12 protein-coding genes are annotated in these 17,781 nt (G+C 63.1%); 10 read left to right on the forward strand and 2 right to left on the reverse strand.

Features of this window, described 5'->3' with window-relative positions; all coding sequences use genetic code 11:
- The first annotated feature begins 116 nt into the window (after positions 1-116).
- From LNV09_RS22245 to LNV09_RS22285, 9 genes are all read left to right on the forward strand, one after another.
- Positions 117-1,358, forward strand: coding sequence for a CmpA/NrtA family ABC transporter substrate-binding protein (locus tag LNV09_RS22245; protein WP_263559253.1), 1,242 nt, complete (start codon positions 117-119; stop codon positions 1,356-1,358).
- A gap of 13 nt (positions 1,359-1,371) precedes the next feature.
- Complete coding sequence (gene ntrB / locus LNV09_RS22250) at positions 1,372-2,256, forward strand: nitrate ABC transporter permease (RefSeq protein ID WP_263559254.1); 885 nt, start codon at positions 1,372-1,374, stop codon at positions 2,254-2,256.
- 4 nt (positions 2,257-2,260) lie between these two features.
- On the forward strand, positions 2,261-3,076 hold the full coding sequence (locus LNV09_RS22255) for an ABC transporter ATP-binding protein (protein ID WP_263559255.1): 816 nt from the start codon (positions 2,261-2,263) through the stop codon (positions 3,074-3,076).
- Positions 3,073-5,523 carry a nitrite reductase large subunit NirB gene (gene nirB / locus LNV09_RS22260; protein WP_263559256.1) on the forward strand — a complete coding sequence of 817 codons (2,451 nt, stop codon included), beginning with the start codon at positions 3,073-3,075 and terminating at the stop codon, positions 5,521-5,523. The genes LNV09_RS22255 and nirB overlap by 4 nt, the downstream gene beginning before the upstream one ends.
- Positions 5,524-5,537: 14 nt before the next feature.
- Positions 5,538-5,915, forward strand: coding sequence for a nitrite reductase small subunit NirD (nirD, locus tag LNV09_RS22265; RefSeq protein WP_263559257.1), 378 nt, complete (start codon positions 5,538-5,540; stop codon positions 5,913-5,915).
- Between the two features lie 7 nt (positions 5,916-5,922).
- Positions 5,923-8,709: a nitrate reductase gene (locus LNV09_RS22270; protein WP_263559258.1), complete on the forward strand. Its 2,787-nt coding sequence runs from the start codon at positions 5,923-5,925 to the stop codon at positions 8,707-8,709.
- Positions 8,706-9,527 carry a uroporphyrinogen-III C-methyltransferase gene (gene cobA / locus LNV09_RS22275; RefSeq protein ID WP_263559259.1) on the forward strand — a complete coding sequence of 274 codons (822 nt, stop codon included), beginning with the start codon at positions 8,706-8,708 and terminating at the stop codon, positions 9,525-9,527. Before LNV09_RS22270 ends, cobA begins: the two co-directional genes overlap by 4 nt.
- 55 nt (positions 9,528-9,582) lie before the next feature.
- The gene (locus LNV09_RS22280) at positions 9,583-10,140 is read left to right on the forward strand and encodes a sugar O-acetyltransferase (protein WP_263559260.1); all 558 of its coding nucleotides are present in this window, start codon (positions 9,583-9,585) and stop codon (positions 10,138-10,140) included.
- Between the two features lie 61 nt (positions 10,141-10,201).
- Positions 10,202-10,981 carry a type III pantothenate kinase gene (locus LNV09_RS22285; RefSeq protein ID WP_263559261.1) on the forward strand — a complete coding sequence of 260 codons (780 nt, stop codon included), beginning with the start codon at positions 10,202-10,204 and terminating at the stop codon, positions 10,979-10,981.
- A gap of 32 nt (positions 10,982-11,013) precedes the next feature.
- Here the strand turns inward: LNV09_RS22285 and LNV09_RS22290 are convergent, their stop codons facing one another.
- Complete coding sequence (locus LNV09_RS22290; RefSeq protein WP_263559262.1) at positions 11,014-12,177, reverse strand: helix-turn-helix domain-containing protein; 1,164 nt, start codon at positions 12,175-12,177, stop codon at positions 11,014-11,016.
- A gap of 231 nt (positions 12,178-12,408) precedes the next feature.
- Here LNV09_RS22290 and LNV09_RS22295 point away from each other — a divergent pair, with 231 nt between their 5' ends.
- Positions 12,409-16,977 (forward strand): beta strand repeat-containing protein, encoded by a 4,569-nt coding sequence (locus LNV09_RS22295; protein ID WP_263559263.1) that lies wholly within the window; start codon positions 12,409-12,411, stop codon positions 16,975-16,977.
- Here the strand turns inward: LNV09_RS22295 and LNV09_RS22300 are convergent.
- A complete protein-coding gene (locus LNV09_RS22300) occupies positions 16,974-17,771 on the reverse strand; it encodes a potassium channel family protein (RefSeq protein ID WP_263559264.1) in 798 nt (265 codons plus the stop codon). The two genes, LNV09_RS22295 and LNV09_RS22300, sit on opposite strands and share 4 nt — an antisense overlap.
- Positions 17,772-17,781 lie beyond the last annotated feature (10 nt).

Raw genomic sequence — 17,781 nt, forward strand, 5'->3', positions numbered from 1 at the left:
GCGTCCGACCTTGTTTCTCGCTTTCTTTGGAAAGCCTGAGCGGGTCGGCGCCGTTTTTGTTTTTGGAACTGGAGATTTTGATGAGCAAGAGTCTTGAACTTCAAGGAGAAGGTTTGATGAGCGCAGATCGTCGCAAACTATTGACCGGTGCGGCCGCCGGCCTGGGCACAGTGGCGGTGTCAGGTCTTGCCAGCAGCCTGCCCGGTGGCGCCTGGGCCGCCGGCTCCGACAAACCCGAGAAGGAAGAGGTCCGCATCGGCTTTATTCCCCTCACCGATTGCGCCAGCGTGGTGATGGCCTCGGTCTTGGGTTTCGACAAGAAATACGGCGTCAAGATCATCCCGACCAAGGAGGCCTCCTGGGCCGGCGTACGCGACAAACTCGTCAACGGCGAGCTGGACATGGCGCATGCGCTCTACGGCATGATTTATGGCGTGCACCTCGGCGTCGCCGGCCCCAAGAAAGACATGGCCGTCCTGATGACGCTGAACAACAACGGCCAGGCGATCACGCTGTCCAAGAAGCTGGCTGACAAGGGCGCGGTCGACGGCGCAAGCTTGGCCAAGCTGATGGCGACGGACAAGCGTGAGTACACCTTCGCGCAGACCTTCCCGACCGGCACCCATGCGATGTGGTTGTACTACTGGATGGCCGCGCATGGCATCAACCCGCTCAAGGACGCCAAGGTCATCACCGTGCCGCCGCCGCAGATGGTGGCGAATATGCGGGTCGGCAATATGGACGGCTATTGCGTCGGCGAGCCCTGGAACCACCGCGCCATCGTCGACGGCATCGGCATCACCGCCGTCACCTCGCAAGACATCTGGAAGGACCATCCCGAGAAGGTCTTGGCCAGCAGCGGCGACTTCGTCAAGCAGTACCCGAACACGGCGCGCGCCGTCATCATGGCAGTCTTGGAGGCCGGACGCTGGATCGACGCCGGCCTGCAGAACAAGCTCAAGATGGCCGACACCATCGCCGAGAAGGCCTATGTCAACACCGGCGTCGACGCGATCAATCAGCGCATCCTGGGTCGCTATCAAAACGGCCTAGGCAAGACCTGGGACGACCCCAACTACATGAAGTTCTTCAATGACGGGCAGGTCAACTTCCCCTATTTGAGCGACGGCATGTGGTTCCTGACCCAGCACAAACGCTGGGGCTTGCTGAAAGATCACCCGGACTATCTGGCGGTCGCCAAGCAGATCAACCAGATCGACCTGTACAAGCAAGCGGCCAGCGCGCTCAAGGTCAATGTGCCCAAAGAGGCGATGCGCAGCTCCAAGCTGATCGACGGCGTGGTCTGGGATGGCAGCGCGCCGGCCAAGTACGCCGACGCCTTCAAAGTCAAAGCCTGAGGAGTCCATCACCATGGTCAGTGCCGTCTTCCATTCACCGCGTGATGTCAGTGTTGAGCTGATCAAGCCACCGCTCGCTTCGCCGAAAAAGGCAAGCCCTAAGCCCAAAGCTGCTCGCACTCCCATCGATTGGCGCGGCGTCTGGCTGCGCGTGCTGCCGCCTGTTCTGGGCCTGGCGCTGCTGATCGGCGTCTGGGCGCTGGCGACGCAAAAAGCCGGGCCTTTTCCAAGCCCGTCGGCCACCTTCGATGCCGCCGTCAAGCTGTTCGCCGACCCCTTCCGCAGCAATGGTCCCAACGACCAAGGCATAGGCTGGAACATCCTGGCCTCGCTGCAACGGGTCGCGCTGGGCTTTGGCCTGGCCGCGCTGGTCGGTATCCCGCTGGGTTTCGTGATCGGCAGATTCGAGTTCGCCAGCCGCATGATCTCGCCGCTGATCAGCCTGCTCAAGCCGGTCTCACCGCTGGCCTGGTTGCCGATCGGCCTACTGGTCTTCAAGAGCGCCAATCCGGCGGCGATCTGGACCATCTTTATCTGTTCGATCTGGCCCATGGTGGTCAACACCGCGGTCGGCGTGCAGCGCGTGCCCGAGGACTATCTGAACGTGGCGCGCGTTCTGAAGCTGTCTGAATGGAAGGTGATCACCCGCATCCTCTTGCCGGCTGTGCTGCCTTATATCTTGACCGGCGTGCGGCTGTCGGTTGGCACCGCCTGGCTGGTGATCGTGGCGGCCGAGATGTTGACCGGCGGCGTCGGCATTGGCTTCTGGGTCTGGGATGAGTGGAACAACCTCAATGTCGCCCACATCATCATCGCCATTTTCGTCATCGGCATCGTCGGTCTGGCGCTGGAATGGCTCTTGATGGCGGTGGCCAAACGCTTCTCTTTCGAGGACTGATGTGATGTCAACAACAAAAGCTTTCATCGAAGTGCAGGCAGCCGAGATGGTCTTCAACACCCGCAAAGGGGCATTCCACGCGCTCAGCAAGATCGACTTGCAGGTGCAGCGCGGCGAGTTCATCACGCTGATCGGCCATTCTGGCTGCGGCAAGTCCACCTTGCTGAACCTGATCGCCGGCCTGCTGCGGCCTAGCAGCGGCGTACTGCTATGCGATAACCGCGAGATCACCGAGCCCGGGCCGGAGCGCGCGGTCGTGTTCCAGAACCATTCGCTGCTGCCCTGGCTGTCCTGCTTCGAGAACGTGTATCTGGGCGTTGAGTCGGTGTTCGAGCGGGCCGAGGCCAAGGCCAAGCTGGTCGAGCGCACGGAAGGCGCGCTGGCGCTGGTTGGCATGAGCCATGCCATGCACAAGCGTCCGCACGAGATCTCCGGCGGCATGAAGCAGCGCATCGGCATTGCCCGCGCCTTGGCGATGCAGCCCAAAGTGCTGCTGATGGATGAACCCTTCGGCGCGCTCGACGCGCTGACTCGTGCGCACTTGCAGGATGAGCTGCTGAAGATCGTCGCCGCCACGCAAAGCACGGTGGTCATGGTCACGCATGATGTCGACGAAGCGGTGCTCTTGAGTGACCGCATCGTGATGATGAGCAATGGGCCGGCCGCAACGATAGGCGAGATCCTCAGCGTCGATCTGCCGCGCCCGCGCAGCCGTGTCGAGTTGTCGGAGAGCGCCGCGTACACCACGGCCCGCAAGGCGGTGATCGACTTTCTCTACACCCGCCACGCCAAGGATGCCCGCAGCGAGGTGGCAGCATGAACGCGTCGAGCAAGTTCCTTGGCCCCAAGCAGAAGCTGGTCTTGATCGGCAACGGCATGGCCGGCGTGCGCACGCTCGAAGAGCTGCTCAAGATGGCGCCGGATCTCTACGACATCACGGTGTTCGGTGCCGAGCCGCACCCGAACTACAACCGCATTCTGCTCAGCCCGGTGCTGGCCGGCGAGCAGACGGTCGAGGAGATCATCCTCAATCCCCTTGATTGGTACGCGGACAACAACATCACCCTGCACTTGAGCAAGACGGTCACGCAGATCGACCGGATTCGTCGCAAGGTGATTGCCGATGATGGCACCGAGGCCGATTACGACCGGCTTTTGATCGCCACCGGCTCGACGCCCTTCATCCTGCCCATCCCCGGCAAGGATCTGGACGGTGTGATCGCCTACCGCGACATCGCCGATACCGAGGTGATGATTGACGCTGCGACCAAATACCAGCGCGCAGTCGTGATCGGCGGCGGCCTGCTCGGCCTGGAGGCCGCTAACGGCCTGATGCTGCGGGGCATGCAGGTGACGGTGGTGCACATCGGCGACTGGTTGATGGAGCGCCAGCTTGATGATGTGGCCGGCGACCTCTTGCGTAAATCGCTGCAGGCACGTGGCCTGAAGTTCAAGCTTGGCGCGCAGACGCAGGCCTTGATCGGCGGCAAAGACGGGAGGGTGATGGCAGTGCAGTTCAAAGACGGCAGTGAGATCCCGGCCGATCTGGTCGTGATGGCCGCCGGCATCCGCCCCAATACGGCCCTGGCGGAAAGCGCCGGCATCCACTGCAGTCGCGGCATCGTCGTCAGCGACACGCTGCAGACCACCACCGACCCGCGCATCTACTCGGTCGGCGAATGCGCGGCGCATCGCGGTATCGCTTACGGCCTGGTGGCGCCGCTGTTCGAGCAGGGCAAGGTTTGCGCCACGCATCTTGCGCAGTTCGGCATCGGCCGCTACACAGGCAGCCCGGTGTCCACGAAATTGAAAGTGACAGGCATCGACCTGTTCTCGGCCGGCGACTTCACCGGCGGCGAAGGCTTCGAAGAAATCGTGATGAGCGATCCCTTCGCCGGGGTCTATAAAAAGCTCGTGATCAAGAACGATCAATTGGTGGGTGCCTGCTTGTATGGCGACACGGTCGACGGCTCCTGGTATTTCAAGCTGCTGCGCGAGGGCCGCAAGGTGGCCGACATCCGCGACAAGCTGATGTTCGGCGAATCGAATATCGGCGACGTCGGCCATCAAGGCCACAGCCGCGCAGCGTTGCTGCAAGACAGCGACGAAGTCTGCGGTTGCAACGGCGTCAGCAAGGGCACGATTTGCAAGGCGATCAAGGACAAGGGCCTGTTCACTCTGGAGGAGGTGCGCAAGCACACCAAGGCGAGTGCGTCCTGCGGCAGTTGCACCGGGCTGGTCGAGCAGTTGCTGATGTTCACCGCTGGGGGAGACTATTCGGCCACGCCGAAGAAGAAGGCGGTTTGCGCTTGTACCGAACTCAGCCATCAAGATGTCCGTGACGCCATAAATAAGCAGCATCTGATTAGCCTGGATAGCGTCTACACAGCCTTGAGCTGGAAGACGCCCAATGGCTGCCCGACCTGCCGCCCGGCCCTGAACTACTACCTCATTTCCAGCTGGCCCAAGGAAGCGCAGGATGATCCGCAAAGCCGCGCCATCAATGAGCGAGCCCACGCCAATATCCAAAAGGATGGCACGTACTCGGTGATCCCGCGCATGTGGGGCGGCGAGACGAACAGCTCTGAGTTGCGCCGTATCGCCGACGCGGTGGACAAGTACAAGATCCCCACCGTCAAGGTCACAGGCGGCCAGCGCATCGATTTGCTGGGCGTGAAGAAAGAAGACCTGGTCGCCGTCTGGAAGGACATAGGCATGCCTTCGGGCCACGCCTATGCCAAGGCGCTGCGCACAGTCAAAACCTGCGTCGGCTCCGAGTGGTGCCGCATGGGCACGCAAGACAGCACCCAGATGGGCAAGGACCTGGAGCGTGCTTTTGTCGGCATGTACGCGCCGCACAAGGTCAAGTTCGCAGTCTCGGGTTGCCCGCGCAACTGCGCCGAAGCCGGCATCAAGGATGTGGGCATCATCGGCGTCGACAGCGGCTGGGAGATGTATGTGGCGGGCAATGGCGGCATCAAGACCGAGGTCGCGCATTTCTTCACCAAGCTCAAGACCGCCGAGGAAGTGCTGGAGTACACCGGCGCCTTCATGCAGCTCTACCGCACCGAGGGCTGGTATCTAGAGCGGACCGTGCACTACGTGTCGCGGGTCGGCCTGGACTATGTGAAGCAGAAGATTCTGGACGATGTGGATGGTCGCCGTGCGCTGTGGGCGCAGTTGCAGTTCGCGCTGGCCGGCGAGCCCGACCCCTGGTTCGAGTTCGACAAAGCCAAGGTCGATTTGCGTCAGTTTGAAGCGCTGTGAGACGGAGATCAGCAATGAAGGAATGGAAAGAAATCTGCGCTTTGTCCGACATCCCGGTGCTGGGCTCCCGTCGCGTGCAGCGCAGCCAGGGCCCGCAAGTCGCCTTGTTTCGCACGGCCGATGACGCGGTGTTCGCGCTGCTGGACCGCTGCCCTCACAAGGGCGGCCCACTCAGCCAAGGCATTGTGTTTGGCAATAAAGTGGCCTGCCCGCTGCATAACTGGACCATCGCGCTGGACAGCGGTCAGGCGCAGGCGCCGGACGAGGGCTGCACAGCCAAGTTCAGTGTGAGGGTGGAGTCGGGTCAGGTGATGCTTTGCGAAGCTGAGCTGGCCAGCATAGGCCTGGAATTTGAGCCGATCAAAGCCGGACCCTGCACGCGCAGCTGCTGAACTCAGTATGGATACGCGTTCGACCTGTCCCTATTGCGGCGTGGGCTGTGGGGTAATCATAGCGAGCGGGGCCGGGGCCATCACCGGCGTGCGGGGCGACCCCGATCATCCGGCCAATTTCGGCCGCCTGTGCAGCAAGGGCTCGACCTTGCATCTGACCGCCGCGCCGGTGGTGCTGCAAACCCGGCGCTTGCTGCAGCCGATGTTGCGGGTCGAGCGGACTGCGGCCTTGGAGGCCAGCAACTGGGACGCCGTCAACAAGCATGTGGCCGACAAACTGGCTGCCGTCATTGAAGAGCATGGACCCGACTCGGTCGGCTTCTACATCTCCGGCCAGTTGCTGACCGAGGACTATCACGCCTTCAACAAGCTCGCCCGCGCGCTGGTCGGCACCAACAACATCGACAGCAACTCGCGCCTGTGCATGAGTTCGGCCGTGGTGGGCTACAAGCAAAGCTTGGGCGCCGACGCGCCGCCGGCCTGCTATGAAGATCTGGATCACGCGGACTGCGTGTTCATCAGTGGCGCCAACCCGGCCTGGGCGCATCCGATTCTGTTCCGTCGCTTGGAGGCTGCCAAAGCCTTGCGACCGGCGATGAAGATCATCGTCGTCGACCCGCGCCGCACCGAGAGTGCCGAGTTTGCCGACCTGCATCTGCAGATCCTGCCCGGCACCGATGTGGCGCTATGTCTTGGCTTGCTGCATGCCTGCATCTGGGACGGGCTGCTGGATCAGCCCTTTATCGATGCGCACACGGCCGGCTTTGCCGAGCTCAAGGCGCTGGCACGTGACACGACGCCGGCTCAAGCCGCGCGCATCTGTGGCATCCAGGAAGTGGACCTGCTGCAAGCCGCACGCTGGTTTGCCCAGTCGCCAGCCACCTTGTCGCTTTACTGCCAAGGCCTCAACCAAAGCACCAGCGGCACGGCCAAGAACACCGCCTTGATCAATCTGCATCTGGCCACCGGCCAGATCGGTCGGCCCGGCGCCGGGCCGTTCTCGCTAACGGGCCAACCCAATGCCATGGGTGGGCGCGAGGTCGGTGGCATGGCGACGCTTTTGCCAGGCCACCGCGACCCCAATGACGCCGCACATCGCGTCGAAATCGCTGCTTTGTGGGGTGTGGATGATCTGCCCAGCACGCCGGGCAAGACGGCGGTCGAGCTGTTCGAGGCGGCGGCGCGCGGGGAAATCAAGGCCTTGTGGATAGCCTGCACCAACCCGGCGCAGTCGCTGCCCGACCAGGCGCTGGTGCGGCGCGCGCTTGAGCGCTGCGAGCTGGTGATATTGCAGGAATGCTTTTCCGGCACGGCGACAGCTGCCTATGCCGATGTGATTTTGCCGGCCGCCACCTGGGGCGAGAAGGACGGCTGCGTCACCAATAGCGAGCGCCGCATCAGCCGCGTGCGCGCCGCGATTGCCCCGCCGGGCGGGGCTAAACAAGACTGGCAAATCGTGCGCGATGTGGCGCGTTTGCTGGAAGCTGTGCTGCGGCCCGGTCGGTCCAAATTGTTTGAGTTCGAAAGCAGCGAGTCACTGTGGCTGGAGCACCGAGAGGCCACGCGTGGCCGCGACCTTGACATCACAGGCCTCAGCTATGCCTTGCTCGACCGCGACGGCCCGCAGCAATGGCCGTTCCCCGAAGGCGCCGCCAAAGGCCTCGCCCGGCTCTATGAAGATGGCCGCTTCGCTACACCCGATGGCCGCGCGCGCTTTGTGAGTAAGCCCTATCAAGCCTGCGCCGAGCAGGTGAATGCGCGCTTTCCCTTTGGCCTGACCACCAGTCGCCTGCGTGATCAATGGCATGGCATGAGCCGCAGCGGTGTGGTCAGCCGCTTGTTCGGCCATGAGGCAGCGCCGGTCTTGCGCATGAACCCGCAGGACATGCCGCGCCGAGGGCTCAAGGACGGCGACTTGGTGCGGGTGAGTTCACGGCGTGGCGAGATCACCTTGGCCCTGCTGGGTGACGCCGGCGTCGGCGCGGCGCAGGCCGATCTGGCCATGCATTGGGGCGAGGAATTTGTCTCCGGTCGTGGCGCCGAGGGCCAGCCCTTGCTGGGCTTCAACGCCCTCACTCAGCCAGCGTTTTGCCCCGACTCCAAGCAGCCCGAATTGAAATTTGCGGCGGTGGATATCCATCGCTTGGATTTACCTTGGCGCCTGAGCGCGGCGGCTTGGGTGGCGCCGGCCGAGGCGGCTGCTTTGGGCTTGGCCTTGCGCGCCTTGATGTTCGAATTCGACTATGCCTGTTGCGTGCCGGTTCCGGCTCAAGCAGGTAAAGAGGGTTGGACGTTTGAGGCCGCGCATGCGACCGCGCCGGCGCCGGAGCTGATCGCCAGGATTGCTGCACTGCTGAAGCTGCAGGGCGTCAATCTGCTGCGTTATGCCGACGCACAGCGCGGCCGCACTCGCCTGCTCTTGCTCGACGGCGTAGGCCACGAGGCTCGCTTGCAAGCGCTGTTACGGGTGGGCGAGGTGGGCGAGGGGGCTTGGATTCAACAACTTTGGCGTGAAGCTGCCCTGGTGGCCCCGCATGGCCGCAGGCTTCTTGCGCCCGATGCTCGTGCGCCGCAAGACCTGGTCCCGCGCAGCCCGCAGGTCTGCAACTGCTTTGATGTCTCCGAGGCCAGCATTTGCGCCCAGTTGAAGGCCTGTGCCGGTACGCCCGCAGAGCGATTGCAAACCTTGCAAGCCCAGCTGCGCTGCGGCACTCAATGTGGTTCTTGCCTGCCGGCGCTGCGGCGTTTGGTCGATGGCTCCGCAGTTCAACTCATGGAAGAGGTGCCCCAATGAACAGCAGCAAACTCCAAACCGTCAGCCTGGTCGGCGCCGGTCCCGGTGACCCGGAGCTTTTGACCGTCAAGGCGCTCAAGCGCATCCAGGCCGCCGATGTGATCCTCAGCGACGATCTGGTTGACCCGCGCGTGCTGGCTTTGGCCCATCCAGCGGCACGCATTTTGTATGTCGGCAAGCGCGGCGGCTGCGTCTCTACTGAGCAGCGCTTCATCCATGACTTGATGATTCGCGAGGCCAGCAGCGGGGCACGCGTCGTGCGTCTGAAGGGGGGGGATCCCTTCATGTTCGGGCGCGGGTCGGAAGAGGTTGACGCGCTGCGCGAGGCCGGCATCGAGGTCGAGGTGGTCAGCGGCCTGACCTCAGGCATCGCAGCACCCGCCAGCATCGGCATCCCGGTGACCGACCGCCGCCACGCGCCCGGCGTCGCCTTCGTCACCGGCCACAGCCGCGACGGTGCGCGCGCCGGTGAGGGGCCCGACTGGGCGGCTCTGGCGCGCAGCAGGCTGACCCTGGTCATCTATATGGGTCTGAGTCAGGCCGAACAGATCGTGCAGGCACTGATTGAAGGTGGCTTGAGTGCCGACACGCCGGCCGCCGCGATCTCGGCCGCCCACACGGCGCAGCAGCGCCAACAGGTCTGCCATCTGGCCGAGTTGCCGGCGATGCTCTTGCGCGAGCAATTGCCCAGCCCGGCCATCCTGGTGGTGGGCCAGGTGGTGCGGCAGGCGCAGGCTTGGGATGATTTGCTGCAGAGCTTGGCGCAGCCGGTCCCGGGTTCGATGCCGCAGGTGCGAATGGTGGGTCGGCGTGCTTGAGTCCCTGAGCTAAGCGGCGGCAGCGCCGTTACAGTCAAGCTCCACGGGAGCTTAGATGTCAAAAACAGAGAAAGAAAAAATGCTGGCCGGCGAACCTTACAGCGGCGCCGACCCGCAGCTGGTGGCCGAGCGCCTGCACGCCCGTGAGCTGTGCCGGGCTATCGCCGAGCTGCCGTCGCAGGCACCTGAAGCTGAGCGTTCAGACTTGCTCAAGCAGCTGTTTGGCGCTGCCACCGACGCCTACATCACGCCGCCGTTCTTTTGCGACTATGGCCGCAATATCGAGCTGGGCAAGGGCGTCTACTTCAACTTCAACTGTGTGCTGCTCGACTGCGCCAAGATCAGCATCGGCGACCATGTGCTGTTCGGCCCAGCGGTGCAGATTTACACCGCCAGCCATCCCATGGACGCGGCCGAACGCCGTAGTGGCCTGGAGTTCGCCAAACCCATCGCGATTGGCAACGATGTCTGGTTGGGCGGCGGTGTTGTCGTCTGCCCCGGCGTCACCATAGGCGCCGGCACGGTGATTGGTGCCGGTAGCGTTGTCCTGCGCGACATCCCTGCCGGTGTCTTGGCGGCAGGCAATCCCTGCCGGGTGATTCGCGAGCTTTAGCCTGCGCTGGTCTTGAACTGTTAGGCTGGCGGCCCTTGCCCGCTTTTAATTGCCCACACTCATGAGCTTTTTGGCCATCGACATCGGTAACACCCGCCTCAAATGGGCGCTCTATGCCTCACCGCAACCGGGCGCTGTGCTGCTCGCTCATGGTGCGGTGTTTCTGGAGACGATAGAGACCTTGGCCGACAGCGACTGGCGTGGACTGCCGGCGCCGCACAGTGTGCTGGGCTGCAATGTGGCCGGCGACGCGGTACGTCGTCGGGTGGAGGAACAACTTGAGTTGTGGGATCAAGAGCCGCGCTGGGTGGTGGCAAGCAGCCATGCGGGCGGCGTCAGCAATGGCTATGACCACCCCGGCCGGCTCGGCGTCGACAGATTCGTGGCGCTGATCGGGGCGCGTTCCCATATGTTGCAGCGCGCGGTTGCGCCGGCGGCCCCAAGTGCGGCGCTGGTGGTGATGATTGGCACCGCAGTCACGGTGGACGCCCTGGACGCCGAAGGGCGTTTCTTGGGCGGCATGATCATGCCCGGCCACGGCATCATGTTGCGCGCGCTGGAGGGCGGCACCGCCGGCCTGCGCGTGCCCACCGGCGAGGTGCGCGACTTCCCGACTAACACCTCGGATGCGCTGACCAGTGGCGGCACCTTCGCCATCACCGGTGCGATCGAGCGCATGCACAGGCATCTGGCGAAGAAGGTCGGCAGCTCGCCGCTCACACTGATGACCGGCGGCGCCGCCTGGAAGGTCGCGCCGACGCTGGAGCTGGATCATGAACTGGTCGACTCGTTGATCTTCGACGGCATGTTGTCGCTGCAGTCGCATCGATTGGCGCTGTAGGCGCGCTTGGTGCGCGCTCAGTTCAGCTCAGCTCAGCTCGGACGCACCCGCATCGCCAACTCTTGGACAGAGCGCACTTGCAAGATTTTGTATAGCTTGCGCGTGTGATCGGCCACGGTGCTCGGGGCGACCCCGAGTTGCAGTGCGACCTCTGCGTGGGATTTGCCTTGCAGCAATAGTCGGCATACCGAGGTTTGCCCGGGCGATAAATCCAGCGCCAGTAATTTGCGCTCCTGCGCCAGGGCCATGGGCTCGAAGCGGCGCAATTGAATCTGTATCAAGGCTTCGGAGGTTTGGACTTCGGCAGCATAGGGCTTCAGTCGCTGGGCCGTGAACTCAAACAGCCCCCAATGGTTTTGATGCCTGCAGCTGGCCTTGTCGGCCCGGCTCAAGGCTTCTTGCAGCCCATCCAGCGCCGGATGTTGGCTTGGCCGCTGTAGCGTCGCCATGCTGACGGGGCCAAGTCCAGCCTTTGCCAACAGTAAGAGCCGCACAGCGCCTTCGCTTGCATGCAGGATGGTTCCGCCAGCATCGGTCAGCAGTGTTTCCGCTGGGTCGGCGCTGAGGGTCCACAGGGCTTGGGCGGTCGCAGTCGGCGCATAGGCGTCTCGACTCAAGGCGCGGTTCAGATAGGGGAGAACCTGCGCCAACAGCACCTCCTCGGCCGGCTTGAAGCAGCGCTCGCCTGGCCCCCGGTAGAGCACCAGTGAGCCAAGCGCGCGGCCATTGGCGGCGCGCACGATCGCCTCGGCCCGGAACCGAAAGCCCTGCGGGCGCCAGATATCCCAGTACAGGGCCGAGTTGAAGAAGGCACGGGTATTGAGCTGAGCCGCGCTATGGATGCAGGCGTTACCGGCGACGGCGTGCGCGAATGGCAGCATCACCTCGGCTTCCCGACGGTTGTGAAACTCCTCGAAGTAATGCTTGGCGATGGCCTCGTCCACCGGCCCTTCGATGTAGTACTGGCTCAGTCGGCCCTGTTCATCGCAGCAGTCAAACAGATTGCGCGCGGAAGGAATCAACGCGTGCAGATGCTCTAGAACTGCAGGAATCAACAAACCGGCCGGCAAGTCCAGCGCGCATAAATCCCGCAGCTTGCTGAGCTGACGGCTTTGCTTGTTCATGGCGGCAAAGCCTAACACCGAGATGCGGCGGTAGTCCAGGCCAAATGGCTCGAACAAAAAGCCAATATTCACCCCCTGGGCAGAGGGTAGATGACGCCTTCGGCCCCCTAGCGCTAGGGGAGTCAGTGCCCCAACTCGCCTTGAAAGCGTGAAGATCGGCGCCGCTGGGCAAGGGCAATTGCCGCAAATCAGGGAGTCAAAATCATGTCGATTTCGTCATCAGTGAGTGTTCTTTCATCTTCTTGTTCTGTTCGTTTGAGGATGGTGCGTCCACCGCGCCTGAATCGTTTGGCGCGGGGGCTGATGCTGGCTTTGGTGGCCCTGCCGGCGGCGCAAGCTGCGGTGACGGTGACGGGCACTTACTGGCTGGACCCCTGGGATCCAGCCTCCTTGAATGGGCCGGATTTACTCATGCCGGGCAGCCGCTTGTTTCTAGGCTCCAACAGTAGCGCCACATTTGAGGCTCTGGCTGGCGCTAAGGTGGAGTTGGCCCAACTTTCCTTGGGGCAATCCGGGTTTACGGCCCTTGCTGTCCTGGATGGCGTTGGCACGCGGATGAGCTTGCACAGCAATGGATATGGCAACCGCTTGGATGTCGGCAATGCCGGGGTGGGGCGATTGACTGTTTCGGGCGGCGCGCTTTTGGATGGCCGCGCCGATGCAACCGCTTGTTTGGTTGGCCCCCAGTATTGCGGCAACTTTGTCGGCAATGGGGCTGGTTCGGATGGTCAATTCATCATCACCGGCGCCGGCAGTGAGGCGCGCCTGCTCCACGCGTTCGTGGTCGGTGGTATCAATGTGAACGGCAGTTTTGGCACTGCGGGTGCCACCACCCATGGCCGCGTCGATGTGCTGGACGGCGGTACGTTACGCACCGATCAGTTGGTGGCGGGGGTGTCCAACCTTGGTCCCAATAGCAATGGCCTGGAGCTTAGCGAAGCCTTGATCAATCTGCACGGTGCTGGTTCCTTCTGGGAGATCAGTGGTGGTGCATTGCCCAACGCAAGGGCTGATCTGATTCTTGCTGACGGGCGGCGAGCAACCACGACAGCCAATGTCGGCGACGGAGCCTTGTGGCGTGTGCAACCGATTGCTGGCTCGTATGCAACGATGCTGGTCGGCCAAAACGGCGGCAACGGCACGCTCAATGTGTCGGCTTCGCGCATCGAGATATTGGCACCTGTGCAGTCCTTTTTCGGCGTGGGCCGCGATGGCGGAACGGGGAGCGCTCGCTTCGATGCCGGTTCGGTGCTGCAAATGACGGCCGGGCGCTCGGACATTCAAATCGGCCAAGGCAACGGAAATGGCAGCCTGCTGCTGGACAACAGCCGAATCGAGATGGGACTCAACGACACGCATATGGGTGTGGGCATTGAAGGTGGCACCGGGCTGCTGAGTCTGAACCACGGCGCCGAGGCTGGTGTTGGCTATGCGGTGTTTGGCCGCGCTGGTGGCACGGGTAGTTTGCAGATTGAATCGGGTGCCCGTTTCATGAGTGGCAGCAATGTGGACATCGGCCACGGCGGCATCGGCCAAGTGTTGATCAATTCGGCCGGGGTGTTGGAAGCGGCGTCCCTGAATATGGGTGGCTGGGGCAATGGCCAGGGAACAGCCGTCCTGGACGGCGCAGGTAGTCTCATCGCCTTGAGTCGCATTGACGGTCACCGCCTATCGCTGGGGGATTGGGGCAAGGGCAGTCTGGTCGTATCCGGCGGAGCCTTGCTGGACGCAGCGGGCAAGGCCGCAGACTGCGTGAACAAATGGTGCGGGGCGATGGTCGGCCATGCCGCCGGCAGCCAAGGCTGGCTGACCATCACCGGCGCGGGCAGCGAGGCGCGCTTCCTCAGCGGCTTCTCGGTCGGGGGAACCCAGGTGGCGACGGCGGCCATCGAAGGCTGGACCATTGGTACGGCGGGCGGTACAGGCCGTGGGCGGGTCGAAGTGCTGGATGGTGGCCTGCTTCGCACAAAAGAGGTTTCAACCGGCGTCTGGAATTCAGCGTCAGCCAACGGGCAAGAACGCAGCTTCGCTGAAGGCCTGGTGGCCGGGGCGGGCTCGCGCTGGTTGATCCAGGGCAGCGAATCGGAAGGCCATGATGCGCGGCTGATGCTGGCCAGTTCTGCCAACAGCTATGCCGATTGGAAGGTGCAGGGCGGCGGCGAGTTGTTGGTCATTGCTCCGACGGGGCGCAATGCCAATGTGGACCTCGGCAACGGTGGCCAAGCAACGCTGGCGGTGTATGGGGCAGGCTCGCGTCTGTTTGTCAGCGGCGTCGATGCGCGCCTGGTGGCGGGCATACGGGGCGGTAGGGGTGATATTGTTGTCGCGGACAGCGGGGCTCTGGAGTTGCTTGGCAGCGCTCACAGCTACCTGAATCTGGGGGAATCGGGCGGCGAAGGGGAGTTGAAGGTCTTGTCCGGCGGGCGTGTCAGTGGCGCGCGAGACGTCAATGTTGGCGACTGGCGTGGCAACGGTCAGGGCACTGTATTGATTGATGGCGCCGGTAGCCGGCTCGATACTTTGCGCAGTGGCGGCGTCACCGGTCTGCTGACTGTTAATCAGGGCAAAGTAAGTCTGTTGGCAGGAGGCCAAGCGTCTGCCTTCGCCCTGCAGGTCGCTCCTAACGAGTTGCTTGGCCACGCAGAGGCGGTGATCGATGGCAAGGATTCAGCGTTCAGCTTGCATTCGCTTGATTGGCACCGGCTCAGCGTTGAAAAGGGCTCGGTCATCGTCAGCGGCGGTGGCTTGTTGGACGGAGCGGCCGACGCTGCGGCTTGCACTGGGCATTGGTGCGGGGCCTTCCTTGCCAACAATGCCGGAGGCGACGCCAGTCTGACCGTTGCCGGCGCAGGTTCGCGGGCGAGCTTTCTGTCGACCTTGATTGCAGGCGGTTCTTACGTCACAGCACCGCCCGCCACGCCCTATACGAGCGGCCAGCCCGGTGCTGCCAGCCGGGTGCGAATCAATGTCTTGGACGGTGGTCGGCTGGATACCGAAGCAGTCAGGTTGGGCCATGGGCCGCAAGGCTCCGCGGCCAACGGTGCCGAGAGCGTGCAGGTCGACGTGAAGCTGAGTGGTGCGGGTTCTTTGTGGCGTGTAGCCCCCGGCAGCCCTGGTTCGACCTTGTCAAGCTTTGTCACTGGTGCGGCCGGCGGGGCCAATAGTTTGGTCGATATTGCCATTCTCCAAGGAGGCAGGCTGGAGCTTGAAGCGCCCACCGCAGGTGTCACATCGATGTATCTGGCGCGCGAGGGTGGTCAAACCCTGATGACGATCGACGGCGCGGGGTCGGCGCTGAGCTTGTCTGGCGGGGACTATCGTTGGCTGGATATTGGGCGGCTGGCGGGGCATGCGCAAATGCAAATCAGCAATGGCGCTACTGTCTCCGGGGCGAACTACCTGAGAGTCGGCATTTCCGGAGGCACTGGCTTACTGGGCTTGAGCGGGTCAGGAAGTCGGCTGACACTTCAGACCGACGGTTTGCTCGGCGATGGAAGTGACCAAGCCGCTTGGAATCCGAGCGTCAGAATCGGCGATCAAGGCCGAGGGACTCTTTTGGTCGAGCAGGGCGCTGTCATGACGGTGAGCGGGCAGGCGGCCTCGACGGCATCGGATCTGCGCATCACCACGCTCGAAATCGGACGTAGCTACGGCAGTTTGGTCGGCGCTGGCCTGGCGCTGGTGAGTGGTGCCGGTTCATTGCTGAAGGTGCAGGGCGTTGATGCCAGGCTCATTGTCGGACTTGGCACAAACGGTGATGGGCAACTGAAGGTGCAGGATCAGGCTAGGCTCGAAACCACCTTGCTACATATTGGCAGCTCGGGTGGCACGGGGCAACTGCGGGTCGATAACGCCGAGGTGAAGCTGAGCGGCCAGTGGACCAGCGACGCCACGGGGGCAGGGGTGACGGTTGGGCGAGGGATGGGCTCGAGTGGACAGGTGCAGCTGAACAATGGCGCCAAGCTGATGATCAGCAATCTGAGTGATGCGGGTGCGTTCCTGGATTTGGGTGGCGGCCGGGTGGAGTTTGGCAGTGGCATGTTGACAGTGACCGGCGCTTCACAGGTCAAGTTGGCGGCAGCGCCTGGTTTGGCGAGCGTCAATATCGGCCGCAGCGGCACTGGTATCGCCAGCTTCGATGGCGCCAGCAGCCTGGATGTAGGGGATGGATCGGTCTATATCGGCCGCAAAGCCGGCGCCGTCGGCGTGCTGACACTGGCCGGGAACTCGACCTTGAACGCTGCTTATGTAGGTGTCGGCAGCGAGCCCGGCGTCGACACCGGTGTCGGCACGCTAATCGTCAACGCCAGCACGCTGAGCGCCAGCACGCTGGAGATCGGTGCCAAGGGCTTCGTGGGCGGCAATGGCGTGTTGAATGCCAACATCATCAATCGCGGCGTCTTTAATCCCGGCAACTCGCCCGGCACATTGACGCTGGGCGGCGACTTTACGAACCAGGCCGGCGGGCGTTTGGTGCTGGAAGTGCAATCCAATGCGACTGGCGGCTTCGATGTTGACCAACTCGTCTTTGCCGACGCATCCCTGCTCGATCTGAGCGGCTTGCAAATCGGTTTCAGATTCCTGGGTACCACCGACCCGAACGCCTTCCAGGTTAGTGGCAAATTTCAGATCGACAATTTTATGAAGCGTAGCGGCGGGGCTGGGCTTGACGACGCGCTGTTTTCAGGCGTTAGCTTTGCGGCCAGCTCGGATGACTACAACTTTCAGAGCTTCAGCTTCACGGCCGCCGGCGGCGCGGTGTTTGCGGCGCAGGCGGTGCCCGAACCGATGACCTGGTTGATGCTGCTGACCGGGCTAGCCTTGCTCTTGCAGCGCCGCCGATACCCTAGCAATTCAAGCAGGGCGAGCTAACTGTCATTGCGCGAGGAGCCGCGCTGCACCTCCTCGCGCAAGGCCGCCAGCTCCTCATGCACGCTGCGAAGCTGCGCGTGCATATCCCTCAGAATGTCTTGCTCCATGCGGCGCTCCGAGCTTTCGACCCAGAAGGACGCGATCGCTGCCGTCACCAGCGACAGCACCGCATAACCGAGCAGCACGACAAAGACCGAGAAGATCTTGGCTGCAGGCGTGGTCGGCACGATGTCGCCATAACCCACTGTTGCCGCGGTCGTAAAAGCCAGCCAAAGCCCGTCGCCCAAGCTGTGCACGCGCGGCTCCAAGGCCCAAAAACCGACACCGCAGAAGAACAATACCAGCATCGCCAGCGCCAACAAATAGCCCAGGCCGCCACGCGTGACCCAGAATTTGATCGCCCATGCCATGTGGACCAAGGTCAGCATGGCGACAAACAAGCGCAGGCCTAAGGCCAGTTGAGAGTGCACACTCGGCGGCAGGAGCGCGGCAGCGACCAAACCGACGGCCAGCACCAGATCCATCGCATTGCTGCGCAGGTATTGGCGTGGGTGGCTGAGTTGGCTGGCCACCAGGCTCAGTGACAGCACGATCAGCCCAGCCGCACCCAAATAGATGGCCACGGCCAGCGGCGTCGGTAGATCCTCCAGCAGCTCGATATAAAAGGCCGGAATGGTACACAGCAGGCCGATCAGGACCGGCCAGCGCCAGCGCTTCTCGGTGTGCAATGCGGCGGCGTTCATGGCCGGCGGGCGCGCCAGCCCCCAGCTGCGGGTGCTTAGTCGGTGTGGCATGGGTGCCGAG

The sequence above is a fragment of the Paucibacter sp. B2R-40 genome (assembly GCF_025717555.1).
Classification (GTDB): domain Bacteria; phylum Pseudomonadota; class Gammaproteobacteria; order Burkholderiales; family Burkholderiaceae_C; genus Paucibacter_A.